The organism is Sphingomonas sp. GCM10030256 (genome assembly GCF_042666415.1).
Classification (GTDB): domain Bacteria; phylum Pseudomonadota; class Alphaproteobacteria; order Sphingomonadales; family Sphingomonadaceae; genus Sphingomicrobium.
In genome coordinates, this window is sequence record NZ_JBHTDI010000003.1 from 172,951 (window position 1) to 197,384 (window position 24,434).

The following is a 24,434-nucleotide window of genomic DNA, read 5'->3' on the forward strand; positions in this document are numbered from 1 at the left end:
TTTAGCGACGGCCCGGCGGGAGGTCCAACGTCAGGGTCGGCGTTTGCCCGGGTCGTTGCTGCTCCCCCGGAGCAGCACTGCCAGGCCGACTACCAGGACTATTCCGATCAGCCGAGCAATGGCACGAAGCCTAGGATGCCGATCGCCGAGCCGCAATCCAGGAGCTGCCTTCCGCCAGTGGTTGCGCCGACTTCGCGCCTGCTGGTGCTCGGCAGCCTGCCGGGCGAAGCCTCGCTCGCGGCCGAGCGCTACTATGCGCACTCCCGCAACCAGTTCTGGCGTCTGATGGAGGGCGTTCTGGGCGAGCCACTCACCACGCTTTGCTATGAGGAGCGGCTGGCGGTTCTCGGACGCCGCGGGGTGGGCTTGTGGGACACGGTCGGCTCCGCCCGCCGTCGGGGGAGCCTCGACGGCGCCATGCGCGAGATCGCCGCCAACCCGCTGCCCGACCTGCTTGCCGCCTTGCCGGAGCTCCGGGCGGTGGCGTTCAACGGCGGGACGGCGGCGCGGATCGGCCGCCGGCAGCTGCCCGGAGCGGAGGTCGCGCTCATCGATCTGCCGTCCTCCAGTCCGGCGTTGACGCTTCCTTTTGCCGCAAAAGCAGAGCGCTGGGCGGTGCTTCGCGATTATCTGTGACCGGAGCAATTGACAGCTATGCCCGCGCTGCGGAAGGCAGGCGCATGGCAGACGAAGACGCACCCAAGGACGCCAGCCTCTCCATGGTCGATGAGGCCCTCGTCGCAGGCACCATCGCCAATACCAACGGTCTGTTGGTCATCGTGGCCAAGCTGGTCGCCCGCGGCGTATTCAGCGCGGAAGACCTCAAGGCCTTTTCCGACAGCTACTCCAAGCCGCTCGACCACGAAGGCATGCGCGAAAACGAACTGGTCAGCCAGATGCAGGACCAGATGGAATCGACGCTGGCCGAATTGATGCGGTTTCTGAGCGAAAAGCACTGACTCGAGCCCAGCGTGAGCCTATATCAGGCTCATGCCCGTGATTTCCGGCATCTTCCTGTTCCTGGTGACCGTCGCGCTGATGGAAGGCTTCGCCTACGTCATGCATCGTTGGGTAATGCACGGGCGGCTCGGCTGGGTGCTGCACGAGAGCCATCATCGCGAACGCACCGGACGCTTCGAGTTCAATGACCTGTATGCGGTGATCTTCGCCGTTCCGTCGATCCTGCTGATCTACCTCGGAACACTTGGTTCGTGGGGCGACTGGGCAGTGTGGGTCGGCGCGGGGATCGCCGCTTACGGGGCGATCTACTTCGGCTTCCACGACGTGATCGTACATAGCCGCGTGGCCCATCGGATCGTGCCTCGCTCGCCTTATTTCAAACGCATCGTCCAGGCGCACCGGATCCACCATGCGGTGGAGACCCGCGAAGGCACCGTCAGCTTCGGCTTCCTCTACGCGCCGCCTGTGGATCGACTGAAGGCAGTGCTCGGTGAACGCGGCCGGGCCGGCGTCAGGGCGCCGAAGGGGAGCGGGGCCGCGTCCACAGGCCGGCACGGGACATCGGCCTGACCGGCATCAGCGCTTCCCAGAACGCCTCCATCACCAGCGCCGCTTTCTCCGCCTTGGAGGTGGACACACGCTGATCCCAGGCGCGGGGGCCGAGCGCCGTGACCCGGGTGGCGATCTCGCCATAGATACCGCTGGCGGAAAGGACCGCCCAACGACTTCGGAAGGGGAGCCGGGCGGCCCCAGTCTTCGCCGAATGGCGGTAACGATCCGCCAGCTCCGAAAGCCGCCGCGCGATCCGGGCGAGGGCGGGGCGGTTTCGTGGATGAGCGAGTGAGTTGCGCTGGAGCCCTTCGGCTTCGAGCCAGTCCCAGGGCAGGTACAAACGTCCGACTGCCGCATCGTCGACGATGTCGCGGGCGATATTCGCCAGCTGAAAGGCGATGCCCAGGTCCGCGGCCCGGTCGAGCGTGTCGGTATCGTCGCCCGCCACGCCCATGACGTGCGCCATCATGACTCCGACTGCCCCGGCCACCTGGTAGCAGTAGGACAGCAATTCTTCTTCGTCGGCCGGCTGCCAGCCGGTGGCGTCGCGCCCGAAGCCGGCAAGATGATCGCGCGTCAGCGCGGATGGAATGCGGCACTCTTCCGCCACCAGCCGCAGGGCGTCGAAAGCGACGAGCCCGGTCGGCTCCCCGGCCAGGGCGCGGGCGGTCTTCTCATGCAGGAAGGCAATCCTCGCCCCCGGATCGACAGGTGCAGCGGCGTCATGGCCCAGCGTCTGCCCGTCGGTGACGTCGTCGCACGCGCGGCACCAGGCGTAGAGCAGCCAGCTTCGTTCGCGCGTGGGCTGGTCGAACAGCTGGCTGGCGAAGCGGAAGCTTTTGGACCCGACGGAAATGCTGGCGAGCGCAGCTTCGACCAGCCTCGCGCGTTCGGCGTCGCTCGTCATGCAAGCATCAGTCCCGCAGTCGCCTCCGCGCTTCCGACCACGCCGGGGATGCCCGCTCCCGGGTGGGTCCCAGCCCCCACGAAATACAGGTTGCGGATCTTGTCGTCACGGTTGTGCGTGCGGAACCAGGCGCTTTGCCACAGCACCGGCTCCAGGCTGAAGGCGGAACCCAGGTGCGCGCCCAAGTCGCGCCCGAAGTCAGTGGGGGTATAGTGAAAACGGGTGCGGATGCGCTGGCGAACGTCGGGGATCATCCGCTCGGCGATCGTGTCCAGGATGACTTCCGCATAACGCTCGCCCTCGCGGTCCCAGTCGACCTTGGCCTTGCCCATGTGCGGCACCGGGGCGAGCGCGTAAAAGGTCGAGCAGCCGGCCGGCGCCATCGCCGGATCGGTCGCGGTCGGGTGATGGACGTACAAGGCGGGGTCGGTGGCCAGCTTGCCGTGATTGTAGATGTCGCCGAGCAGTCCGCGATAACGGGGTCCGAACAGGATGCTGTGGTGCTGAATGTCAGAGAAGGTGCCCTCCAGCCCGAAGTGCAGCACGAACAAGCCGGGGGAGTAGCGCTTGCGCTGGAGGGCGCGCACCTGGGCCGGGCCTCGCGGAGAGCCTTCGATGAGGCCGTAGCTGTGGACCACGTCGCCATTGCTTGCGACCGCGTCCGCCTCGCCCCGCCATCCAGAGCGGCAGCGGACGGCGCGCGCGCGGTCGTTCTCCACCTCGATCTTGACCACCGGATCGTCCAGCCGGAGCGCGCCGCCCAGCCGCTCGAACAGCCGCACCATTCCCGCGATCAGCCGGTTGGTCCCGCCCTTGGCGAACCACACGCCGCCGTCGCGCTCCAGCTTGTGAATCAGGGCATAGATGGACGAGCAGGTCATCGGATTGCCGCCGACAAGCAGAGTGTGAAAGCTCAGCGCCTGGCGCAGATGTTCGTCTTCGACGTATCCCGAGACGATGGAATAGACCGAGCGCCACGCCTGATATTTCGCAAGCGCCGGCGCGGCCTTGAGCATGTCGACCGGCGACTGGAAGGCCTTGGTGCCAAGCTTCAGATAGCCTTCGCGAAACACGCCTGCCGAATAGCGCAGGAAATGTTGGTATCCCTCCCAATCCCGGGGGTTCAGCCGCTCGATCGAGGCCCGGAGTTGCTCGTCGTTATTGGTGTAATCGAACACCGTGCCGTCGGGCCAATCGAGGCGGTAGAAGGGCGTCACCGGGACCAGTTGGACGTCCCGAGCCATGTCCTGGCCCGACAGGCCCCACAGGCGCTGCAGGCAGTCGGGATCGGTGATGACCGTCGGACCGCCGTCGAACACATGGCCGTCCCGCTCCCATACGTAGGCCCGTCCGCCCGGCTTGTCGCGGGCCTCGACGATCGTGGTCTGGATGCCGGCCGATTGCAGGCGGATGGCGAGCGCAAGCCCGCCAAACCCTGCGCCGATCACGATTGCAGTCTTCACACCCTCTCCAACATCACCCGAAAAGCGCGTGTAACTGATACGGGCGGCCTGCCGGCAAGGATGCGGACCCGGTCCGCCATTGTGCTCCGGCCCGAGTAGAACCGCGCGATCAGCGGCGCAGGGAGCCGATAGAAACGCTGCAATACGCGATAACGCTCCGGCGGATCCGCGGCCCGGAACAGCATTCGCGCGAGCAGCCGATCGAACGTGCTGTTTCGCCAATGCCGCTGCGCGCGGCGGCGGGTCTCGGCGGCAAGATCGTCGAGGGGCGCCTCGTTCGCCAGCCAGCTTGCGAAGCGCACCGCCTCAGGCAGGGAATAGCTGGTCAGCGGATGGAAGAACCCCCCGCGCACGCCGGCGCGCGCCACTGGGTCACCGACCGGCCAGAACCGCTCGAAGTCTCCGCCGGTGACGACCGGCAGTTGCCCGAACTCCTCGCGGCTGACGAGCCCCACGGTCCACCCTTGCGCAGAGGAATAAGCGGCGATGCGCTCTTGCAGGCTGGCGGGGTCGAGGTCCGGCGTGTCGCTGTAGTAGGTGTCTTCGACAAACACGTGGTCGGCGTCGAACGGTAGGGCATAGATGAAGCGATAACCGTCCGCCTGGTCGACCGTTGCGTCCATCACGATCGGCTCGCGCAACCCGTGGCCGCGGCGCACCTCGAGCAATTGGCCGGCGAACTTCTGCCAACCGCAGGTCAGCCCCTCCGCCTTCCCTCCGCGGCAGTCGAGAACGGCCAAGGCGGTGAGCGCTTCGCCGCTGTCCAGCGTGGCGCTCGTCGCGGTAGCGGAAACCGCGCTTGCCCGGACGATGCACTCGAGCGGCAGGGTAGTGCGTACGACCCGGTCGAGGCTTTCGCTTTCGATCGTGCGGTAGGGCTCCGCGATGCGGCGCTGGTAGTCGGGAAAGGTGACGCCATAGGCGGGCCAGCGATGGCTCACCAGCGGTTCGATCAGCGGGCGATCGGAGGCTGCAATGTCGCTCTCGAAGAAGGACCACAGGTGATTGCCGCCGATCCGCTCGCCCGGCTCGACCAGGCCGACGCGAAGGTCCGGCCGGCGCTGTCGCAGCGCCAACGCGCACAGTCCGCCCGCCAGCCCGCCGCCAAGGATCAGCAGGTCGAAGCGCGGGCTCGGCATGACAGGGCTCCTTGCATGTTCGCCCGGGCAGCGGAAGCGGAAACGGCGGTTTGCCTCGTGACCCGGCCGGCGAAGCGGGCTAGGTCGATGACGTGACCGGACTTCTCCTTGCCGCGGCTGCGATGACGCTGATCGTCGCGGCGCGCTATCTGGTGACCAGCGGCCTGTTTGCGGCCTGGACCGCGCGGCGTTTCCCGGGGCGGCTTGCCGGCCAAGGCGCGCAGGTCCGCCGCGAGATCGGCTGGAGTCTGGCCGCGGCAGCGATTTACGGCGTGCCAGCGGGCGTGGTGGCGTGGCTGTGGCAGGAGCGCGGCTGGACCCGCATCTACACGGAGGTTGCGGACTACCCACTATGGTGGCTGCCGCTGTCGGTGCTGCTGGTCCTGCTGGCGCACGACACGTGGTTTTACTGGACCCACCGGGCGATGCATTGGCCACCCTTGTTCCGGCGGGTTCATGCCGTGCATCATGCCAGCCGGCCGCCCACTGCCTGGGCCGCGATGAGTTTCCATCCGTGGGAAGCACTGACCGGCGCGGTGGTCATCCCGGCGCTGGTGTTCCTGATCCCGATCCACGTCGCGGCACTCGGGCTGGTGCTTGCGATCATGACGGTGATGGGGGTCACAAACCACATGGGCTGGGAGCTGTTCCCGCGCCGGATGGTGCATGGGAGCGCCGGCCGCTGGCTGATCACCGCCAGCCACCACGAGCTGCACCACCAGAAGTACCGCTGCAATTACGGCCTTTATTTCCGTATCTGGGACCGGCTGTGCGGCACCGACCGCGGTCTGGGTGACTTCGCGGTTCCGCGGGTGAGGGCCAAACACCAGGGCCCGGAGCAAGCCGAGCTGGCCGCCTGACTTGCGCGGTCAGAGCATCGCCGAGGGGCGATTCTCGACAGCGCGACTCCGGCTTTGAGCTGCGCCCGGCGCTGGGTCAGGTGAGGCCCATCGAGATAGACGGGCAGGAAGTCAGGAGCTTGTCGGCGGCCTTGCCTTGCTCTCGGTCTTCAGCCCTCGAAGGAGGGTCGGGCTGCCGCTCCTGCCAGTAGGCCCGACGTGGCGAGGCTGGCGACTTGTCGGTTGCCGACCGTTCTGCTGACGATCGGATCAAGCGTTGCGCGAAGTGCCGGAGCCGCCGCCTCGATTGCAGCCTCGGGAAAGCCCGCGAAGCCGAGCAGCAGGGCATTCGGAACCCGAGCCCGGATTGCCAAGTCCCGCAGGGAAACGGAGGCGATCCCGACCGCTCGCAATCGGCGCACGAGATGGTCTGCGTTCTCGTGCACCGGGTTCAACACCAGGTGCAGGCTGCCGCGGTTCACCGGCGGGTTGAGCACCGTGCCGAGGTACGGCCGGAGGATGGCCAGCAGGGCGTCCCGGCGTTCGCGTAGGAGTGATTGCAACCGCCGGAGGTGCGCGCTGTAGCCGCCTTCATCGATGAACTCGCGCGGGACGATCTGGTTGGGCAGGCAGCCCGCGCTTACGGTGTCTTCGTAGCGCCGGAGCAGGCGTTCGCGAAGCGGGGGGCTGGCCACCAAAAACGCCAGGCGCAGCGAAGGGAACAAGGTCCGGTTGAAGCTGCTGATATAGACCACGGAAGCAGAGCGTCCATCGGCCTTGAGCGGCCTTCGTGGCGTTTGCCCGTCGAAGCGGAAATGCGCGTCATGATCATTTTCGATGATAGGCCCGCCATGCTCCGCGGCCCAGTCGAGCAGCATGTCCCGGCGCTCGCCGCGCAGCTTCGCACCGGTCGGAAACTGAACGGTGGGTGTCAGGTAGAATGAGGATCGCTCCACCGCGCGCGAAAGGCACCAGGGGACATCCAGACCGCACTCGTCCACTGGCGAAGGCACGACGGTCAGCCCCGATGATTGCAGGTTGGTAATCGCACGGGGACTCCGATCGGACTCATTGTAAATCAGGTCGCGACCTTCTTTGCCACCGACGAGAGTAGGGTCGGCCGTAGATTGCCTCCCTTGCGGCGTCTGTCCGCAACTCCTCGCCCGACCCGACAGACGCTTCCTCGATTCGGTTGGAAAGGTAGTTCCGGCAAAAACCGGCTAGACCCATAAGATCGACGTTCTGCGCGTCCGTGCGATCCTGAAGGTACGGAACAGTCGCCAGAAGGCCGCGGCCGGGACCGCGTCCGAGATCTTGGCTGGTTCATCGTCCCCTTCGTCCGACTAGGTCCTTCCCCTTATTGAGAGTCGTTTGCGGAAGCTACACATGCCGACTTGACCAGAGCGACAGGAACCAAGTGCAAGCCGGATCACCTCACGCCCTAGCCGCCCGCCAAGCCATAAGGGCGGAAGCAGAGGCCATGGGCATCGACGGATTGTTCGTCTCCGAACTGGTGGAGCGCTTCTACGAGCGGATCCGGGGCGATGCCCTGCTCGGTCCGATCTTCGCGGATCGCATTTCGGACTGGCCGGTTCATCTGGAGCAGATGAAGCGTTTCTGGCGCTCCGTGCTGTTCAGCAGTGGCGAGTTCTTCGGCAGCCCCATGGCCAAGCACGTCACCATCGCGGGACTGGACCGCAGCCACTTCGTGCATTGGCTCAACCTGTTCCGCCAGACACTGCGCGAACTCGGCGGCGAGGATGCCCGCGAGCATGTTGAGGCGAAAGCGCGGATAATCGCCACGAGCCTTCTGAATGGGATTATCATCCACCGGGGGGGTGGCCTCGGCCTAAGGGCGGAGGAAAGTTTGAGCTGATAAGGAGGAGATGGTGACATGTTCTGCCCCGAATGTGGCCTGGTCGCCGAACCGGGCCCGCTAGACGCCAGGAAATGGAATCACGAGGAAAGCCGGCCTGTGGCGAGCAGGTGGCACAAGAGGCTCTTCATGTTCTTCTGGCCGCCCGGAGCGCACATCCGGCTGCCACGAGTGACACGGAGGCGACCTCCTGATGGCGCTTGAACATGCTCGAGCAGGTGAAAAAGTCCATATGGGACCGCTTGGGACGGCGCTTGCCGGTGCAAGGACGAGCGCCGTCGTGAAGACGGACCGCTTCGAACTCGTGAGGATCGTGTTGAAAGCGGGGGCCAGCATCCCTTCATGCGGTGGACAGTTACATCAGCCTTCAATGCCTCTAGGGAGCGGTCGTGGTGGATGCAGGCGAGTCGGTCAGCCTTCGACCCGACGACTGGATCTATCTGGATCTATCTGGATCGTAGGGAGCCCCACGCGTTACGCGGACTCGAGGATAGCTCGCTTCTGCTGACCATCTACTTCGACTGACATCGGCTGCAGCGCCGCTCTCGATCGCCTCACACGTAAGCCGGAGGGCTTGCCAGTCCGGCAGTTCTGGCTGCGAGCGGATGGCTTGGTTAAGCGCTCAGATGAAGCGAAGACGATAGCTATGAGCTCAACGCACGTAAGACACCAGGTGCGCACCGCGAAGGGTTCAGATCAGGAAATAGATAGCAGCTAGGACACACAAGATCGTCACCACCAACCATGCAATGGGCCATCCTTCACCTTCTCCCTCTCTGGCGGAGGTGGTATCAATCGGGGCGGGAGAACTCTCGCCGGTGGGGTAAACCGTCTCCGTTTCGGACCTAAGAGCTGGGTTCAGAGGCGGGCCATTTGGCATCGGCTGGTTCGGGTCGCTCATGGATGAGTTCCTGGTGCGTGGTGGTGACGGTGGGAATGGGCTTCGCAACCTTTGGCGGTCAAGCGCCAGTGGACCATTGCAAGCAGGCACACGGTGCCGGGATCGTCGCTGTCGCGCAGGCTTGAGGTCAGGGTGGCCCAGTCCTCTTCCGGCGCGAAGCGGCTGAAGTCCGCCACGGCAGCTCGGATGTAGCCGATGGAAGTAATACTTTCCGAGCCCGCGGCGACATCAACCTGGGCAGCGAGACCCGGGTCCGCGGCCTGCAGCCATGCCGTGAAGCTGCCCGTCCGCTGCCGCGCGGCGGCGAGGAGATCGCCGAGCATCGGCATCAGCCGGCGGCCCCCTCGATCCGCACACCCTCCACCGTGCCGCGACGAGCAAGGTCGGCGACGTAGCGGGCGGCCGCGACCGACCAGCTGCGGGCCTCCAGCATGTCGGCGATTTTATGTTTCATGTGCTCAAAGGGGAGCAACTGGCCCTCGATGCGGCGGTGCAGGCGCAGCACATGCCAGCCGAAGCGGGAGCGGATTGGCTCGCTTCCGGTCTCGCCGTCGCCAAGCGCTTCAAGCCCCGCCTGAACCGCGGGCACCAGTTCGCCGCGCCGGATCTGGCCGAGCGAGCCGTCCTGCTGGCTCGATGCGCAACCGGAGTGAGCGCGGGCCGCGGCGGCGAACAGGGCAGGGTCGTCGCCGACCTCCGCGATGATCCGGCGAGCGTGCTGCTCGGCCGCCGTCCACGCATCGTCATCCTTGCCTTCCGGCTCGATCAAAATGTGGGCGGCGTCGAACAGGGTAGGCGTCCGGAACCGGTCGCGCTGGGCGTCGTAATAGCGGCGGCATTCCTCGTCGCCGGGAAGTGCGGGCTGAACCTGATCCTCCAGGACCGCCCGCACCGTGGCATCGTCGTCCGCTTCCGAACGGCCGGCCTCGTCGGCTTCCGGGGAGGCAGCCAGACCAAGACGGCGCGCCTCCTGCAGCAGTAGTTCACGAACCGCCAGTGCTCGCGCCGCTTCGACCCAGGCGGTCTCGGCATCGGGCGCAGGATGGTGCTGGATCTCCTCCGCGATCGCTTCGGGCGTGATCTCCACGCCGTTGACAAACACCTCGCTGAAGGTCGGTGGCGGTGGGATCATTGGCTCCGGTCCGCCGCAACCGCTCGTCTCGCAGGCGCTTGGCATCACCGGCTGGGGCCGGCTCTGCAGGGGATCGCCCAGGTTGATGACGTCGAGCTTCCGGCTCATGCTCCTGCCTGACCTTCTTCCGAATGCTGCCGCATGACCGTGGTGCCGCCATAGCTCGGCGCCACTCCGGCCGGGCCGTGGGTTGGCGAATAGTCTGGCCGCTTGACCCGCCGGGACCGGACGATCTGATAGCCCGGACGCAGCAGGAACCAGATCGGCGCGCTCCAGATGTGAACCAGCCGGGTGAAAGGGGTGATCAGGAACAGGGTCAGGCCCAAGATGATGTGCAGCTTGTAGACCAGCGCCACGTCCTTGATCGATTCGGGCGCACCTGGATTGAGGGTGAGAACACCGTTAGCCCAGTTCATGAACTTGAGCATCTCGCTCCCGTCCAGATGCTCCAGCGTCCACCAGGTGGTGAGCAGACCCAGGGTGATCTGCACCCAGATCAGCACCAGCACGCCGATGTCGCCGTAGGATGAGCTGCGGCGAATGCGGGAATCGAACAAGCGGCGATGCAGAAGCAACGTCGCCCCGACATAGGCGCCCACGCCCGCGATGCCGCCGACGACGAGCGCCGCGGTCTGCTTGAAGCCATGACCGATGCCCAGCCGATCGATCACGGTCACTGGCGTCAGCAGGCCGACGAAGTGCCCGACCAGAAGAACCAATATGCCCATGTGGAACAAGTTGGAGCCGATAACCATCTGGCGTCGGCGGAGGAACTGGCTGGACTGGGAGCGCCAGCTATACTGATCCTTATCGAAGCGGAGAATGCTTCCGACCACCAGCACGGTGACACAAAGGTAGGGATACCAGCCAAAGGCGAGCTGGTTGATGAAGTCGTTCATGCGTCTGCCCCTTTGGTTACCGGCCGATTGGAAGCGCGAATCTTGGCGACCACCCCCGTCGGGCCGCCCATGTCATATGCTGCGCCCGCGCTGAACGTGATGGGCGCTTCCTCCCACTCGCCATCCACGTCCGGAGCATCCTGGGCTGGGGTGTTGTGGTCGACGCCCGCCACCGCCTCCGCATCGGGCCGCGCGCCGGCCAGGCTGACCAATGCGTGAAAGATCGCTGCGTAATCCGCACCACGCTTGTCGAGCCGTTCAGCAAGGGCCGCGAAAACATGCGCCGGCTGGGCCAGCATCTCGCGACTCTTTTCGATGGGCAGGCAAGAGGCGAACTCCAGGAACACCGGAACAAAGTCCGGAAGCTCAGACGAATCCATGAAGAAGCCGCTCTGCATATATTGCTCGCCAAGATCGATCATGGCCTGCCCACGCTCGCGGCTGTCGCCGTGGACATGCTCGAACAGGTGCAGTGACAGGGATCGGGATCGGTCGAACAACTCGCTGTAGGTCGACTGCAGGTCGAGCAGTTCCTGTTCGCGGAATCTCTGCAGCAGAGGTTCTAGGCGGCGGCGTTCCGCGCGCCCTAGGGCGTGCTCGCTGCGAAACGCGTTCTCCAGCTCGCCGATGTTCGCCTGCAGCTCCGCCGACGGATAGCCGAGCAGGACCGAAAGGGCGCGAAGGGTCATCTTCATGTCGGGATGTCCGTCTTGGGCCGGCGGGTGGCCGAGCGGCCGCCCCCGCCGAACAGGTTGACCTTGCTCTTGCCGTCAGTCCCTTCGCGGAACCCGAAGCCGGATGCGCCGCGCAGCACGTAGGCGTCCTCGTCGATTTCGCGCCGGGCGGTGGGGATGACGTAACGGTCTTCATAGGCGGCAAGCGCCATGATCTTGTACATCTCTTCCATCAGGTCGCGGGTCAGGCCGACCTTGGCCGGGATACTCTCATCAATCCGGCCTTCGACGGTCTTAGCCCGCATATAGGCCCGCATGGCCAGCATCCGCTCAAGCGCGGCCGCAATCGGCTCCTCGTCGCCGGCGGTGAGCAGGTTGGCGAGATACTTGAGCGGAATACGCAGCGAGCGCACGTCCGGCATGCCGTTCTTCGCGGACAGCTTGCCCGCCTCCGCGGCCGACTGGATCGGCGACAAGGGTGGCACGTACCAGACCATCGGCAGGGTGCGGTATTCGGGGTGCAGCGGGAAGGCGATCTTCCACTCCACCGCCATCTTGTAGACGGGCGAGCGGGTTGCGGCTTCCAGCCATTGCTCGGGAATGCCCTCGCGCCGGGCGGCTTCCTGCACCGCGATGTCGTGCGGGTCGAGGAACACGCCGAGTTGGGCGGGGTAGAGGTCTTTAGGATCCTCGACCGACGCGGCTTCCTCGATCCGGTCGGCATCGTACAGCACCACGCCGAGATAGCGGATGCGCCCGACGCAGGTTTCGGAGCAGACCGTGGGCTGGCCCGTCTCGATCCGGGGATAGCAGAAGATGCACTTTTCCGATTTGCCGGTGGACCAGTTGTAGTAGATCTTTTTGTACGGGCAGCCCGACACGCACATCCGCCAACCGCGGCACTTCTCCTGGTCGATCAGGACGATGCCGTCTTCCGCCCGCTTGTAGATCGCGCCCGACGGACACGACGCAAGGCAGGTCGGATTGAGGCAGTGCTCGCACAGCCTCGGCAGGTACATCATGAACGTCTTCTCGAACTGGCCGTAAATTTCCTTCTCGACCACGTCCTGGAAGTTGTAGTCAGCCGAGCGCTTGGAGAATTCTCCGCCGAGCATGTCCTCCCAGTTGCCGGACCATTCGATCTTGTCGAGCCGCTCACCGGTGAGCAGGCTGCGAGGCCGGGCGGTTGGCTGCGCCTGGAGCTCCGGCGCTGACTGCAGCCACTCATATTCGAAGGTGTAAGGTTCGTAGAAGTCGTCGATCTCGGGCAGGTGGGGGTTGGCGAAGATCTTCGACAAGATGCGCCACTTGGCACCCTGCCGCGGCTGGATCTTGCCGTTCTTCTTGCGAACCCAGCCGCCCTTCCACCGCTCCTGGTTCTCCCAATCCTTGGGATAGCCGATGCCCGGCTTGGTTTCGACGTTGTTGAACCAGGCGTATTCGACGCCCTCCCGGTTGGTCCAGACGTTCTTGCAGGTGATCGAGCAGGTATGACAGCCGATGCACTTGTCGAGGTTCAGGACCATCGCGATCTGTGCACGGACCTTCATTCTGCGGCCTCCTTTGTGCCGGTTCGCGTTCCGGTACCCCAGTCCGCAGTGCCTCCAGACACGCTCGCGCTATCGTCCGCGGCCTTGTCGAACCAATTGATCTCGCTCATCTTTCGAACAATCACGAACTCGTCGCGGTTGGCTCCAACCGTGCCATAGTAATTGAAGCCGTAGGCGAGCTGGGCGTAGCCGCCGATCATGTGCGTCGGCTTCATGTTGATACGGGTGACGCTGTTGTGGATGCCCCCGCGCTGGCCGGTGATCTCCGACCCCACTGTGTTGGTCAGCTTCTCCTGCGCGTGGTACATCAGCGCGGAGCCTGGCATGATCCGCTGCGACACGATCGCGCGGGCTGTCAGTGCGCCGTTGACGTTGAAAACCTCGATCCAGTCGTTGTCCTCGATCCCGGCCGCCTTGGCATCGTCCTCGCTGATCCACACCGTCGGCCCGCCGCGATTGAGGCTGAGCATGATCAGGTTTTCGGTATAGGTCGAATGGATTCCCCACTTCTGGTGCGGCGTCAGGATGTTGAGCAGGATTTCTTGGTTGCCGTTGGGCAACTTGCCGATCACCTGCATCACCGTCTTGGTGTCGATCGGGGGCCGCCAAGTGACGAAGCCCTCACCAAAGGCGCGCATCCAATGATGATCCTGATAGAGCTGCTGCCGCCCGGTGAGCGTGCGCCACGGGATCAGTTCATGCACATTGGTGTAGCCCGCGTTGTAGCAAACGTGCTCGCTTTCCAGCCCGGACCAAATGGGCGACGAGATGATCTTGCGCGGCTGGGCAGCAACGTCGCGGAAGCGGATCTTCTCTTCTTCCTTGCCTTCGGCCAGGTGCCCGTGATCGCGGCCGGTCGCCTTGGACAAAGACTCCCAAGCCTTGACCGCGACCTCGCCGTTGGTCTCCGGGGCCAGCATCAGGATCGTTTCGCACGCGTCGATGTCGGTATCGATCTTAGGCCGTCCCGCAGTGGTGCCGTCGAGCACCCGCCCGTTGAGGTCCCCGAGCAGCTCGATCTCGTGGTTCGTGTCCCAGTTGAGCCCCTTGGCCCCGTTGCCGAGCTTCTCCAGCAGTGGCCCCATCGAAGTGAAGCGGGCAAAAGTTTCGGGATAGTTGCGCTCGACCAGAACCACGTTGGGCATGGTCTTGCCCGGGATCGGCTCACACTCGCCCTTCAGCCAGTCTTTGGGTTCGTAAGGCTGCGCAAGTTCCGCCGGCGTGTCGTGAAGGATTGGGCTGAGCACCACGTCATGCTCGACGCCGAGCACCTCGGGAGCCACATCGGAAAACTTCTTGGCGATCGCCCGGAAGATGTTCCAGTCGCTTTTGGTCTCCCATGCCGGGTCCACGGCCGCTGACAGCGGGTGGATGAACGGGTGCATGTCGGACGTGTTGAGGTCGTGCTTCTCGTACCAGGTGGCCGTCGGCAGGACGATGTCGGAAAAGATGCTGGTGGTCGACATACGGAAGTCGATGTTGACCATCAGGTCGAGCTTCCCGACCGGCGCATCCTCGTGCCAGACGATGTCCTGCGGGCGGTCGAGGCCGGGGTCTTCGTCGGTTCCGACAACCCCGTGCATGGAGCCGACGAGGTGCTTGAGGAAATATTCGTGGCCCTTGCCCGACGCGCCGAGCACGTTGGAGCGCCAGAAGAACATGTTGCGCGGCCAGTTCACCGGATTGTCCGGATCAAGGCACGACGGCCGGATGTCGCCGGCCTTCCACCCGTCGGCGATCACCGTCGCGGGGTCGGCCCCTGTTTGATGAAGATGACGGCCGAGCTCCAGCGGGTTAAGCTCCAGCTGCGGCGCGGAGGGCAGCCAGCCCATCCGCTCTGCCTTGGCGTTGTAGTCGATGAGGCTTCCCGACCAATCTCCCTCGGGTGCTAGCGGCGAAAGTATGTCGCTCATCTTCAGCGACTCATAGCGCCACTGATCGGTGTGCGCGTAGAAGAAGCTGGTGCCGTTCATCTGCCGGGGGGGGCGCACCCAGTCGGACGCGAACGCGAGCGGGAGCCAGCCGGTTGCGGGACGGAGTTTTTCCTGGCCGACATAATGCGACCAGCCGCCTCCGGACTGGCCGATGCAGCCGCACATCACGAGCAGCGCGATGATCCCCCGGTAGCTCATGTCCATGTGGTACCAGTGGTTGAGCCCGGCCCCGAGGATCACCATTGAGCGGCCCTTGGTCTTTTCGGCCGTGTCGGCGAATTCGCGCGCGACCTGGATGATGGACGCGCGCGGAACACCAGTGATCTTCTCCGCCCACGCGGGGGTAAAGGGTACGTCGTCATCATAACTGCTCGCGACGTTCTCGCCGCCGAAGCCGCGATCCACGCCATAATTGGCGCAGAACAGGTCGAACACGGTGGCGACATAGCCGCTGGTTCCATCGGCGAAGTCGAGCTTCTTTACTGGCAGGTTGCGCAGCAGCACTTCGTCATGCGCGGTAGCCACGAAGTCGTGCGGAGCCACCGCCCCAAAGTAGGGGAAGGCCACCGGCTCGATACCGTCCTCGACCCCGGCCAGCGAGTTGCGCAGGCGAACGTCGCGGCCTTGACCGTCCTTTTCCTCCAGGTTCCACTTGCCTGCGTCGCCCCAGCGGTGGCCGACCGAGCCGGTAGGCACCACCAGCTCGCCGCTGAGTTCGTCAAAGGCGACCGCTTTCCAGTCAGGATTGTTCGCCTCGCCCATCTGGCCCGGCATGTCGGCAGCGCGGATCATCCGATCCGGCACCAGCCGGCCATTACGCTCGACCAGCTTCACCAGCAGTGGGAAATCCGAATATTTGCGGGTGTAGTCGGAGAAGTATTCCGCCTGCCGATCGACATGGAACTCCCTCAGGACGACATGGCCAAGCGCCAGCGCCAATGCCGCGTCGGTGCCCTGCTTGGGATGCAGCCACATGTCCGAGAACTTCGCCGCTTCGTTGAAGTCCGGCGCGATGACGACACTCTTGGCCCCGCGATAGCGCACCTCCGAGTAGAAGTGCGCATCGGGCGCGCGCGTCATTGGGATGTTGGAGCCCCACACGAGCAGAAAGCCCGCATTGTACCAATCGGCGCTTTCCGGGACGTCCGTCTGCTCGCCCCAGGTCTGTGGGGATGACGGCGGCAGGTCGCAATACCAGTCGTAGAAGGATAGGAGGTTGGCGCCGATGAGGGACAGGTAGCGGCTGCCCGCGGCATAGCTGATCATCGACATGGCCGGGATTGGCGAGAAGCCGGCGATCCGGTCGGGACCATATTCCTTGATCGTGTAGGCGTTGGCGGCCGCGATGATCTCCGTCACCTCGTCCCAGCCGACCCGGACGAAGCCGCCCCGCCCGCGCCGGGAGACCCAGTCCAGGCGCTTGTCGGTGTCCTGGACGATGGACTTCCAGGCAGCGACCGGAGTCATGGTCTTGCGCGCTTCGCGCCAGTGATTGACTAGCCGCGCACGGACCAGCGGATATTTGATGCGCGTTCCGGAATAGAGATACCAGCTGTAGCTAGCCCCGCGGGGACAGCCACGCGGCTCGTGGTTCGGCAGGTCGGGCCGGGTGCGGGGATAGTCGGTCTGCTGCGTTTCCCAGGTGACAATCCCGCCCTTGACGTAGATCTTCCATGAGCAGGAACCAGTGCAATTCACGCCGTGGGTGGAGCGCACGATCTTGTCCGCAGCCCAGCGCTTCCGATAGGCATCTTCCCACTCGCGCGGCTCGTCCGTGGTGATGCCGTGACCGTCGGAGAACTTCTCCTGCTCCCTGCGGAAGTAGGTTAGCCGGTCGAGGAATTGACTCATGTTCTTGTCGCTCCTTGGATCACGCCGGAATTGCGGCCGAGGGGGCATGGCGTCCCCGTTCGATGTCGTGGAGAACGCCGCGTGGACCGCTGTAGACACGCCAGGTTAGCGCCGCACAGCTAATGTAGAAGAGGAGAAATCCCCACAGCGCCGCGTTCGCTGTTCCGGTCATCGCAATCGACGAGCCATATGCCTTGGGGATGTAGAAGGCGCCGTAGGCTGCAATCGCCGACGTGAAGCCGATTACCGCCGCCGACTCCCGCACCGCCTGGTTGCGGCGCTGCTCGACCGACAGACCGGGCTCGGCCTGGTCGATCGCCTGCCGCATGATGCCGGGCACCATCTGGAAGGTGGAAGCATTGCCGATCCCGCTGAAGAAGAACAAGGCAACCACCATCGCGAAGAAACCGGGGAAGCTGCCCGCGTTGAGGAACCAGATCATCCCAAGGATGGACGCGATCTGCGCGGCGAATACCCAGAAGCTGACCCTCGCCCCGCCGAACTTGTCCGCCACCCAGCCGGTGCCAGCCCGCGACAAGGCGCCGACCAGCGGCCCGAGAAAGGCGTATTTCAGGGCATTCACCTCCGGGAAGGCGAGTTTGCTCAGCAGCGGGAAACCCGCAGACATGCCGATGAAGGTGCCGAAGGTCCCCGTGTAGAGCCAGCACATAATCCAAGTGTGAGCGCGGCCGAAGATGCTCGCCTGATCGGCAAAGGAGGATTTTGCGGCAAGGATGTCGTTCATGCCAAACCAAGCCGCGAATACCCCGGCGATGATCAGCGGGATCCACACAAAGCCGGCGTTCTGCATCCACAGCTGGGTGCCGTCCAATCCGACCTGCGCCTGTCCTCCGAGCAATCCGAAAAGCCCCATGGTGACAACCACGGGTACCAGGAACTGCATCACGCTGACGCCCAAGTTCCCAATGCCGGCATTGAGCGCCAGCGCATTGCCCTTCTCGGCCTTGGGGAAGAAGTAGCTGATGTTGGCCATAGATGAAGCGAAGTTGCCGCCCCCCAGGCCGCACAGCAGCGCCAGCACCATGAAGATCAGGTAGGGCGTTTCTGGGTTCTGCACCGCGTAACCGATGCCAAAGGCCGGGATTAACAGCGATCCGGTAGACAGGGTGGTCCACAGGCGGCCGCCGAAGATCGGCACCAGGAAGGCGTAGAAGATTCGCAGCGTCGCTCCTGACAGGCCGGGCAAGGCGGCTAGCCAGAATAGTTGGTCGGTGGTGAAGTCGAAACCGATGCCTGGCAACCTTGCGACCACCACGCTCCAAACCATCCACACGGCGAAGGAGAGCATCAGGCAATAGGTGGATACCCACAGGTTGCGCCGGGCAACAGCCTTGCCGCCGGTCTGCCAGAATTCGGGATCTTCCGGCCTCCAGTCGGCGATGGGGCCAGCACGGCGCGGCGGCGGCGCGACGCCCGCTTCCCCCAGGCCCTGCATTTCGGGCAATTCGGGCACCAGTACCGTCTCGCCCCTGCGGGCAGCGCTCCGTTCCATGTTGCGGATCGCGACGTGCATCCAAACCAGCGCCACGGAGACTAGGACGAACAGGAGAGCGAAGGTGCTAGTCCACACCCCGGTCAGGTCGAGCAGCGCACCGAACGCGAGCGGAAGCGCGAAGCCGCCGAGCCCGCCGATCATACCGACAAGACCCCCCACCGCGCCGACATGGTTGGGGTAGTAAACGGGAATGTGCTTGAATACTGCGGCCTTGCCCAGGCTCATGAAGAACCCGAGCACGAAGATGGTGACCAGGAATGGGACCAGCCCCATGGAAGTGCTGAACTGGATCGGGCCCTTCACACCCTGGATGATGTAGGTGGTCGGCGGGTATGAAAGCATGAAAGTGCACAGCACCGACACGGCGAAGGTTGTGTACATGACCGCGCGCGCACCATAGCGGTCCGACATCTTGCCGCCGTAGATGCGGAAGATGCTCGCCGGGACCGAGTAAAAGGCGGCAAGCATGCCGGCCGTCTTTACGTCGAGCCCGTAGACCCCGATCAGATAGCGAGGCAGCCACAGGGCCAGCGCGACGAACGCACCGAACACGAAGAAATAGTAAAGTGCGAACCGCCAGACCTGCACGTTCTTGAGCACAAGCAGTTGCTTGCTCATCGGCTCCGCTTTGGCGGCGCCCGCCTTGCGTGCCACCTGGTCCGGATCCTCGCGGGTTAGCGCCAGGAAGATTACCGCCATGATCAACAGCGCGGCCGCCCAGACCTGCGCCACCGCTTCCCAGCCCATCGCAACCATTACGAAGGGGGCGACGAACTTGGTTACCGCCGCGCCGACGTTGCCGGCGCCGAAGATGCCGAGCGCCGTACCCTGCTGATCCTTGGGGTAGAATTTGGAGACATAGGCGACGCCAACGGAAAAGGCTCCGCCCGCCATTCCGACGCCCAGCGCAGCAATCAGCAGCTGTCCATAGGTATGCGCGTAGGAGGTCAGAAAGGTGGCGATGGCGGCCAGCACCATCACCGCGGCGAAAACCCGCCGGCCGCCATATTGGTCGGCCCACACGCCGAGGAACACGCGGGTAAGGGAGCCGGTGAGGATAGGCGTCCCAACGAGCAGGCCGAACTCGGTTTCGCTCAGGCCGAGCTCGTCCTTCACCCCGAGACCGATTATGGAAAAGATCGTCCACACTGCAAAGCAGGCGGTGAACGCTACCGTGCTGGTCCACAGCGCGGTGCGGGCGCCGGGTGCCGGAGTATCGGTCAGGGTAGCGGACATGTCATCATTCCCCCACGCGAGGTTTTTCGCGGTGCGCACTGGCAGGAGTCAAGCGGGGCCGAGTTGACCGAGATCATTCCCGTTGCCGGTGCGGCACGGAGCTTGTTAATCCCGACCTGGCCGCGTTGCGCTCGTGGAGATTACCTAGTTGACCCGAAGGCTGCTCTCGGTGAGGCGGTGCACACTTCAGGAGGCCTGCGATGGACGTAATCTTTTATGGCCGACTCGCCGATCGTGCGGGACCGCGCGTCAATGTCCACGTCCCGGACAACGGTTGCTGCGTGGCTGCACTCCGCGCGCTAATCGCCGACCAGCATCCCGACATCTCGGCCGAAATCTCCAGTCCGCGCGTGCGGGCCTGCATCGACGACATGATCGTGGGCGAGGGACAGCCAGTCGGCGGGGCACACAGCGTCGAGTTCTTCCCGCCGGTGTCGGGCGGCTGAGGGCATGATCCGCGCCCGGCTCCTGCATGAACGCTTCGCCCCCGATCGGCTGCTTGCGGAGTTTCTGGCGGCGATCGGCGAAGAGCACGGTGCGGTGGTGACCTTCACCGGCCTTACCCGGGGGCGGAGCAAGCAGGGGGATCCGATCGATCAGTTGTTCCTGCAACATCATCCGCGGCTGACGGAACGATCCCTGTGCGAGATCGCGAATTCCGGTGCGGAACGCTTCGGCGTGAGCGCGGTACACGTGGGGCATCGCTGCGGTGCGCTGGCCCCCGGCGAGCCGATCGTGTGGGTGGCGACCGCTGCCCCGCACCGCCGTGCCGCCTTTGATGCCGCGGACTATCTGATGGACCGTTTGAAGACCGAAGTGCTTTTCTGGAAACGCGAGGACGGCGCTCAAGGATCGAGCTGGATCGAACCAACCGCCGACGATTACGGCGCACGCGCACGGTGGGAGTGAGAAGTTGCCCGGACGGATTGACAACAAGCTGCCCTTCTACCCGCTCCGGATCGCGGTCCTGACCGTATCCGACACGCGCACTGAAGAGTCCGATACGTCCGGTGGCACGCTGATCGAGCGGCTTTGTTTCGCCGGGCACGAACTTGCCGGCCGCGCGATCGTCACCGACGATGTCGAGGCGATCCGCGCGCAGGTGCGGGAGTGGGTTGCGGATGAGAAAGTCGACCTCATTCTTTCCACCGGCGGCACCGGCTTCGCCCCGCGCGATGTCACGCCCGAGGCGGTGAAGCCGCTGTTCCGGCGTGAGATGGATGGCTTTTCCATCGTCTTTCACCAGGCGAGCCTCGGCACGGTGGGGGTCTCCACCCTCCAGTCGCGCGCGTTCGCCGGGCAGATCGGGGACACGTTCATCTTCTGCCTGCCGGGCTCCACCGGAGCCTGCCGCGATGCGTGGGATCATGTGCTCGGGCTAGAGCTCGACAGTCGTTATCGGCCGTGCTCGCTCGCTGGGCAGATCCCACGGCTTCGGCACGTCTGCGCATGACGAACCTCACGCACCTGGACGACGAAGGCCGTGCGCGCATGGTCGACGTCTCGGCCAAGTCGCCGACTGAGCGCGCGGCAATCGCGCGTGGGCGATTGCGCTGTCTCCCTGAAACACTCGCGCAGGTGCTGGCAGGAACGGCGCCCAAAGGGTCGGTGATTCGCACCGCCGAACTTGCCGGAATCATGGCCGCCAAACGCACCGCCGAACTCATTCCCTTGTGCCACCCCCTGCCGCTCAGCAAGATCGCGGTGCGGATCGAGCCGGACGAGGCGCTGCCCGGCTTCCAAATCGAGGCCGAAGCGAAAACCGTCGGCGTGACCGGCGTGGAGATGGAGGCTCTGACCGCTGCGTCGGTGGCCTGCCTCACGCTGTTCGACATGCTCAAGGCAGTAGATCGGACAATGCTGGTCGAGGGCCTCCAGGTGGTCGCCAAGTTCGGCGGCCAATCCGGCAGCTGGCAGCGATGATCTCGTTCGACGAAGCGGTCGCCACTGTCCGGGAGGCCGCCACCTCGCTCGGCGCCGAGCGGGTGCCGCTGCGGGAAGCGCACCGTCGGGTTCTGGCTGATGCGGTCGTGGCCCGAGTCAGCGCACCCCCGGCGGACGTGTCGGCGATGGACGGCTATGCCGTGCGCGACGCCGACCTCCAGAGCCTACCAGCGCGGCTGCCGATCGCGGGCGAATCCTTTGCCGGCCAAGGTTTCAAGGGCCAACTGCCCCCCGCGCAATGTGTCCGCATCTTCACGGGCGCAGCGGTCCCCGCCGGAGCCGACCGCGTCGTGGTGCAGGAGGTTGTGCGCCGCGAAGGCGACGAGGCCATTTTCTCGGAGATGCCCGGCGCGGGGCGGCACATCCGCCGTGCCGGATCCGATTTCCGCCGCGGGGAGACCCTGCTCGACGTGGGCGTGCTGCTGCGGCCTGGCGCGCTGGTCACGGCCGCCGGGGCCGACGTCGCCGAACTGACGGTCTGGCGCCGGCCTCGTGTCGCCATTCTCGGCACCGGCGACGAGCTCGTGGAGCCGGGCACCGCTTGCGAACGGGAGGGGTGCATCCCCGAAAGCGTGTCCTTCGGTGTTGCCGCACTTGCCGCGGAAGTGGGGGCGGAGGTCGTCGAGACCCTCCGCTTACCCGACGACTTGTCTCGCATGCGCTCCGCCGCGGCACGCAGCCTTGATGGGGCGGACGTGGTGGTGGTCACCGGCGGCGCGTCCGTGGGCGAGCGCGATTTCGCCAAGACGATGTGGGACGCACTGGGCCTTGAGCTGCTGTTCTCAAAGGTCGCGATCAAGCCGGGCAAACCGGTCTGGCTCGGCCGCGTGAACGACAAGCTGGTCATCGGCCTGCCCGGAAATCCCACCTCTGCGCTGGTCACCAGCCGGCTGTTAATGGTCCCCTTGCTCCACGGGCTTGCCGGTCGGTCGCCATCGGATGCACTGGTCTGGAAGCGCTTGCCGCTGGCCGCCCCGCTTGGTCCGACTGGCTCTCGCGAAACCTTTTCGAGGGCGTTCGTTGAAGCGGGCAAGGTGCGGCTGTTCGACCATCAGGACAGCAGCTCGCAAAAGGTGCTGGCCGCCGCGACCCTGCTGGTTCGCCGCCCGCCGGGCGAGGAGCCGGTGCCCGCAGGCGCGCTACTCGAGGTTCTCGACTTCTGACTCGATCCGGCGCTCGGCCTCGGCCAGTTCCTCGGGCGTGTTGACGTTGGCGAATGCGCCTTGCGGCCACGCTACCGCGATGATCCCGACGCGTTTCGCTAACCCCTTGAGCGAGCGCCGCCCTTCCTGCCGGTAAGCGCCGATTTCCCGCAGCGCTTCGACGCTCCACAGCGCGCAGACCGGATGCGGCTGGCCGCCGCTCGCAGCAACGGCTACCCCCGCATCACCGATGCTTCCGGCCAGCCGCTCAAGGAGATCGCCGGGAAGGAACGGCATGTCGCAGGGCAGGCTCAGCAGGTGCGAGCATCCGTCCGCCTCCGCCGCCCGCGCGGCCGCCGCGAGGCCGGCGAGAGGTCCACCGATCTCCGGATCGTCCAGCAGCACCGGGGCTCCGGGCTCCGGCACCTGACCCGGCGAGCGAAGCGCCAGCCGCACATTGCCGGACCAGCCGCACGCCCGGCGAAGCGCGCGGGCAACCAGAGTCTCGCTGCCCAGCATCCGCAGCGGCTTCCCGCCGCCCATCCGCCGGCTCTCGCCCCCGGCAAGGATCACGATCATCAGGCGCATCGGCGGCATACTCCAGCGGCGGCTTGCATCAGCATTGCGATAGATCATCCGCTCCACCGCTGACCCTGCTTACAGCCGCTGCCAACACAAGCGACAGGTGATGAGGGGCAGGTAAGATGATCAACAGGTTTCTACTTGCCGGCCCTGCGGCACTGGCGCCCCTGCTGATCCTCTCGGCACCGGCCGCGGCGCAACAAGGGGCGGAGATCAAGCCGATCATCGACGCTCGCCTGCGCTATGAGGCCGTCGACCAGAAAGCAGTTGATGCCGACGCGGTGACCTTCCGCCTTCGCGCCGGCGCGGAAGCGAAAATAGGCAAGCTGTCCATCCTGGCTGAGGGTGAGGGCACCTGGGCGCCGGTGAACGACTATAACGCTTTCGCCTTCCCGATCCTGGATGAGCAGCGCCGTCCCCAATACGCGGTCGTGGCTGATCCCGAGAACATCGAGCTCAACCGCCTGCAACTCCAGTACCGCGACGGCGACAATGCCCTGACGGTCGGTCGCCAGCGCATCAACCTGGACGACCAGCGTTGGGTGGGCTCCGTCGGCTGGCGGCAGAACGAGCAGACCTTCGGTGCGGTGCGCGGCGAGGCCAAGCTGGGTCCGGTCAGCGCCGATGTGACCTACGCCATCAATCAGCGGACCATCTTCGGCACGGACGCGGGCCCGCGCACGGCTTTCGATGGCGACTTCGTCTTCGCGGGCCTCGGAAGTAAGCTCGGCCCGGTCCATGCCAAGCTGTTCGCCTACCTGCTGGACTATGAGGAAGATTTCTTCCTCGCCAACAGCAGCAAGACGTTCGGCGGCTTCCTCACCGGCGCCCTGCCGATTGGGGGCAAGAACAAGCTCAACCTTCGCCTCAGCTATGCCCGCCAGTCGGACTACAAGAACAACCCGTTTAACTATGCGGCGGACTATTGGGCGCTTGAAGCGGGCACCGCGCTCGCCGGGGTCAATCTTGCCGCGGGGTGGGAGAAGCTGGGCAGCGACAATGGTCGCGCGGTCCAAACGCCGATGGCGACCCTGCACAAGTTCAACGGCTGGGCCGATGTCTTCCTCACCACCCCTGCCGCGGGGCTGGAAGATGCTTACCTGACGGTCAGTCGCAAGTTCGACGGGGTAAAAGCGCTTCCCGGCCTCCACGCCAACCTTACCTTCCACCGCTTCGACAGCGACGTCGGGGACATCCGCTACGGCAATGAATGGGACGCGTCGGCCGGCTTCAACCTGGGCAAGACCGGGCTGTTGCTGAAATATGCGCGCTACAACGCCAAGAACTTCGCGGTCGACACCAACAAGCTCTGGCTGCAGGCGGAATGGGCTTTCTGA

Annotated in this window: 24 protein-coding genes; 11 read left to right on the top strand and 13 right to left on the bottom strand. The window is 65.0% G+C overall.

Going from position 1 to position 24,434, the window contains the following annotated elements; all coding sequences use genetic code 11:
• The first annotated feature begins 177 nt into the window (after nt 1-177).
• The 3 genes from ACFQPG_RS11950 to ACFQPG_RS11960 are packed head-to-tail and all read left to right on the top strand — an operon-like array spanning nt 178 to nt 1,530.
• Nucleotides 178-636, top strand: coding sequence for a DNA-deoxyinosine glycosylase (locus tag ACFQPG_RS11950; RefSeq protein WP_380813604.1), 459 nt, complete (start codon nt 178-180; stop codon nt 634-636).
• A gap of 44 nt (nt 637-680) precedes the next feature.
• Nucleotides 681-959 carry a hypothetical protein gene (locus ACFQPG_RS11955; RefSeq protein WP_380813607.1) on the top strand — a complete coding sequence of 93 codons (279 nt, stop codon included), beginning with the start codon at nt 681-683 and terminating at the stop codon, nt 957-959.
• A gap of 31 nt (nt 960-990) precedes the next feature.
• Nucleotides 991-1,530, top strand: coding sequence for a sterol desaturase family protein (locus ACFQPG_RS11960; RefSeq protein ID WP_380813610.1), 540 nt, complete (start codon nt 991-993; stop codon nt 1,528-1,530).
• Here ACFQPG_RS11960 and ACFQPG_RS11965 read toward each other — a convergent pair.
• From ACFQPG_RS11965 to crtY, 3 genes are read right to left on the bottom strand one after another with little or no spacing between them, the layout of a single operon-like run.
• Nucleotides 1,472-2,419 (bottom strand): phytoene/squalene synthase family protein, encoded by a 948-nt coding sequence (locus tag ACFQPG_RS11965; RefSeq protein ID WP_380813613.1) that lies wholly within the window; start codon nt 2,417-2,419, stop codon nt 1,472-1,474. The two genes, ACFQPG_RS11960 and ACFQPG_RS11965, sit on opposite strands and share 59 nt — an antisense overlap.
• Nucleotides 2,416-3,882, bottom strand: a complete 1,467-nt coding sequence (locus ACFQPG_RS11970) for a phytoene desaturase (RefSeq protein WP_380813616.1) — start codon at nt 3,880-3,882, stop codon at nt 2,416-2,418. The genes ACFQPG_RS11965 and ACFQPG_RS11970 overlap by 4 nt, the downstream gene beginning before the upstream one ends.
• Nucleotides 3,879-5,021, bottom strand: coding sequence for a lycopene beta-cyclase CrtY (gene crtY, locus ACFQPG_RS11975; RefSeq protein WP_380813619.1), 1,143 nt, complete (start codon nt 5,019-5,021; stop codon nt 3,879-3,881). The genes ACFQPG_RS11970 and crtY overlap by 4 nt, the downstream gene beginning before the upstream one ends.
• Before the next feature lie 122 nt (nt 5,022-5,143).
• Here crtY and ACFQPG_RS11980 point away from each other — a divergent pair, with 122 nt between their 5' ends.
• Nucleotides 5,144-5,881, top strand: a complete 738-nt coding sequence (locus ACFQPG_RS11980) for a sterol desaturase family protein (RefSeq protein ID WP_380813784.1) — start codon at nt 5,144-5,146, stop codon at nt 5,879-5,881.
• A 149-nt stretch (nt 5,882-6,030) separates the two neighbouring features.
• Here the strand turns inward: ACFQPG_RS11980 and ACFQPG_RS11985 are convergent, their stop codons facing one another.
• Together ACFQPG_RS11985 and ACFQPG_RS11990 are read right to left on the bottom strand one after the other, a co-directional pair.
• Nucleotides 6,031-6,873: a hypothetical protein gene (locus ACFQPG_RS11985; RefSeq protein ID WP_380813622.1), complete on the bottom strand. Its 843-nt coding sequence runs from the start codon at nt 6,871-6,873 to the stop codon at nt 6,031-6,033.
• Between the two features lie 55 nt (nt 6,874-6,928).
• On the bottom strand, nt 6,929-7,090 hold the full coding sequence (locus tag ACFQPG_RS11990) for a DUF1244 domain-containing protein (RefSeq protein WP_380813625.1): 162 nt from the start codon (nt 7,088-7,090) through the stop codon (nt 6,929-6,931).
• A 250-nt stretch (nt 7,091-7,340) separates the two neighbouring features.
• Between ACFQPG_RS11990 and ACFQPG_RS11995 the strand changes: the two genes are divergently transcribed.
• The gene (locus ACFQPG_RS11995) at nt 7,341-7,736 is read left to right on the top strand and encodes a group III truncated hemoglobin (protein ID WP_380813627.1); all 396 of its coding nucleotides are present in this window, start codon (nt 7,341-7,343) and stop codon (nt 7,734-7,736) included.
• 897 nt (nt 7,737-8,633) lie between these two features.
• On the opposite strand, the gene ACFQPG_RS12000 is transcribed toward ACFQPG_RS11995, so the two are convergent.
• From ACFQPG_RS12000 to ACFQPG_RS12030, 7 genes are read right to left on the bottom strand one after another with little or no spacing between them, the layout of a single operon-like run.
• A complete protein-coding gene (locus ACFQPG_RS12000) occupies nt 8,634-8,966 on the bottom strand; it encodes a hypothetical protein (protein WP_380813630.1) in 333 nt (110 codons plus the stop codon).
• Complete coding sequence (locus ACFQPG_RS12005; RefSeq protein ID WP_380813633.1) at nt 8,966-9,877, bottom strand: peptidylprolyl isomerase; 912 nt, start codon at nt 9,875-9,877, stop codon at nt 8,966-8,968. Before ACFQPG_RS12005 ends, ACFQPG_RS12000 begins: the two co-directional genes overlap by 1 nt.
• A complete protein-coding gene (narI, locus tag ACFQPG_RS12010; RefSeq protein WP_380813636.1) occupies nt 9,874-10,668 on the bottom strand; it encodes a respiratory nitrate reductase subunit gamma in 795 nt (264 codons plus the stop codon). The genes ACFQPG_RS12005 and narI overlap by 4 nt, the downstream gene beginning before the upstream one ends.
• Nucleotides 10,665-11,363 carry a nitrate reductase molybdenum cofactor assembly chaperone gene (gene narJ, locus ACFQPG_RS12015; protein WP_380813639.1) on the bottom strand — a complete coding sequence of 233 codons (699 nt, stop codon included), beginning with the start codon at nt 11,361-11,363 and terminating at the stop codon, nt 10,665-10,667. Before narJ ends, narI begins: the two co-directional genes overlap by 4 nt.
• Nucleotides 11,360-12,892 (bottom strand): nitrate reductase subunit beta, encoded by a 1,533-nt coding sequence (gene narH / locus ACFQPG_RS12020; protein WP_380813642.1) that lies wholly within the window; start codon nt 12,890-12,892, stop codon nt 11,360-11,362. The genes narJ and narH overlap by 4 nt, the downstream gene beginning before the upstream one ends.
• Nucleotides 12,889-16,677, bottom strand: a complete 3,789-nt coding sequence (locus ACFQPG_RS12025) for a nitrate reductase subunit alpha (protein ID WP_380813645.1) — start codon at nt 16,675-16,677, stop codon at nt 12,889-12,891. The genes narH and ACFQPG_RS12025 overlap by 4 nt, the downstream gene beginning before the upstream one ends.
• Nucleotides 16,678-16,696: 19 nt before the next feature.
• Nucleotides 16,697-19,429 carry a nitrate/nitrite transporter gene (locus ACFQPG_RS12030; RefSeq protein WP_380813648.1) on the bottom strand — a complete coding sequence of 911 codons (2,733 nt, stop codon included), beginning with the start codon at nt 19,427-19,429 and terminating at the stop codon, nt 16,697-16,699.
• A 200-nt stretch (nt 19,430-19,629) separates the two neighbouring features.
• Between ACFQPG_RS12030 and ACFQPG_RS12035 the strand changes: the two genes are divergently transcribed.
• Genes ACFQPG_RS12035 through ACFQPG_RS12055 form a run of 5 tightly spaced genes read left to right on the top strand, consistent with a single transcriptional unit; the run spans nt 19,630 to nt 22,536 of the window.
• Nucleotides 19,630-19,875 carry a MoaD/ThiS family protein gene (locus tag ACFQPG_RS12035; RefSeq protein WP_380813650.1) on the top strand — a complete coding sequence of 82 codons (246 nt, stop codon included), beginning with the start codon at nt 19,630-19,632 and terminating at the stop codon, nt 19,873-19,875.
• A gap of 4 nt (nt 19,876-19,879) precedes the next feature.
• A complete protein-coding gene (locus ACFQPG_RS12040) occupies nt 19,880-20,338 on the top strand; it encodes a molybdenum cofactor biosynthesis protein MoaE (RefSeq protein ID WP_380813652.1) in 459 nt (152 codons plus the stop codon).
• A 4-nt stretch (nt 20,339-20,342) separates the two neighbouring features.
• On the top strand, nt 20,343-20,882 hold the full coding sequence (gene moaB / locus ACFQPG_RS12045; RefSeq protein WP_380813654.1) for a molybdenum cofactor biosynthesis protein B: 540 nt from the start codon (nt 20,343-20,345) through the stop codon (nt 20,880-20,882).
• A complete protein-coding gene (gene moaC / locus ACFQPG_RS12050; protein ID WP_380813657.1) occupies nt 20,879-21,352 on the top strand; it encodes a cyclic pyranopterin monophosphate synthase MoaC in 474 nt (157 codons plus the stop codon). The genes moaB and moaC overlap by 4 nt, the downstream gene beginning before the upstream one ends.
• Entirely contained in the window at nt 21,349-22,536 is a 1,188-nt protein-coding gene (locus tag ACFQPG_RS12055) for a molybdopterin molybdotransferase MoeA (protein WP_380813658.1), read from the top strand. Before moaC ends, ACFQPG_RS12055 begins: the two co-directional genes overlap by 4 nt.
• Here ACFQPG_RS12055 and ACFQPG_RS12060 read toward each other — a convergent pair.
• Entirely contained in the window at nt 22,513-23,151 is a 639-nt protein-coding gene (locus ACFQPG_RS12060; protein ID WP_380813661.1) for a molybdenum cofactor guanylyltransferase, read from the bottom strand. The two genes, ACFQPG_RS12055 and ACFQPG_RS12060, sit on opposite strands and share 24 nt — an antisense overlap.
• 68 nt (nt 23,152-23,219) lie before the next feature.
• Between ACFQPG_RS12060 and ACFQPG_RS12065 the strand changes: the two genes are divergently transcribed.
• On the top strand, nt 23,220-24,434 hold the full coding sequence (locus ACFQPG_RS12065; RefSeq protein ID WP_380813662.1) for an alginate export family protein: 1,215 nt from the start codon (nt 23,220-23,222) through the stop codon (nt 24,432-24,434).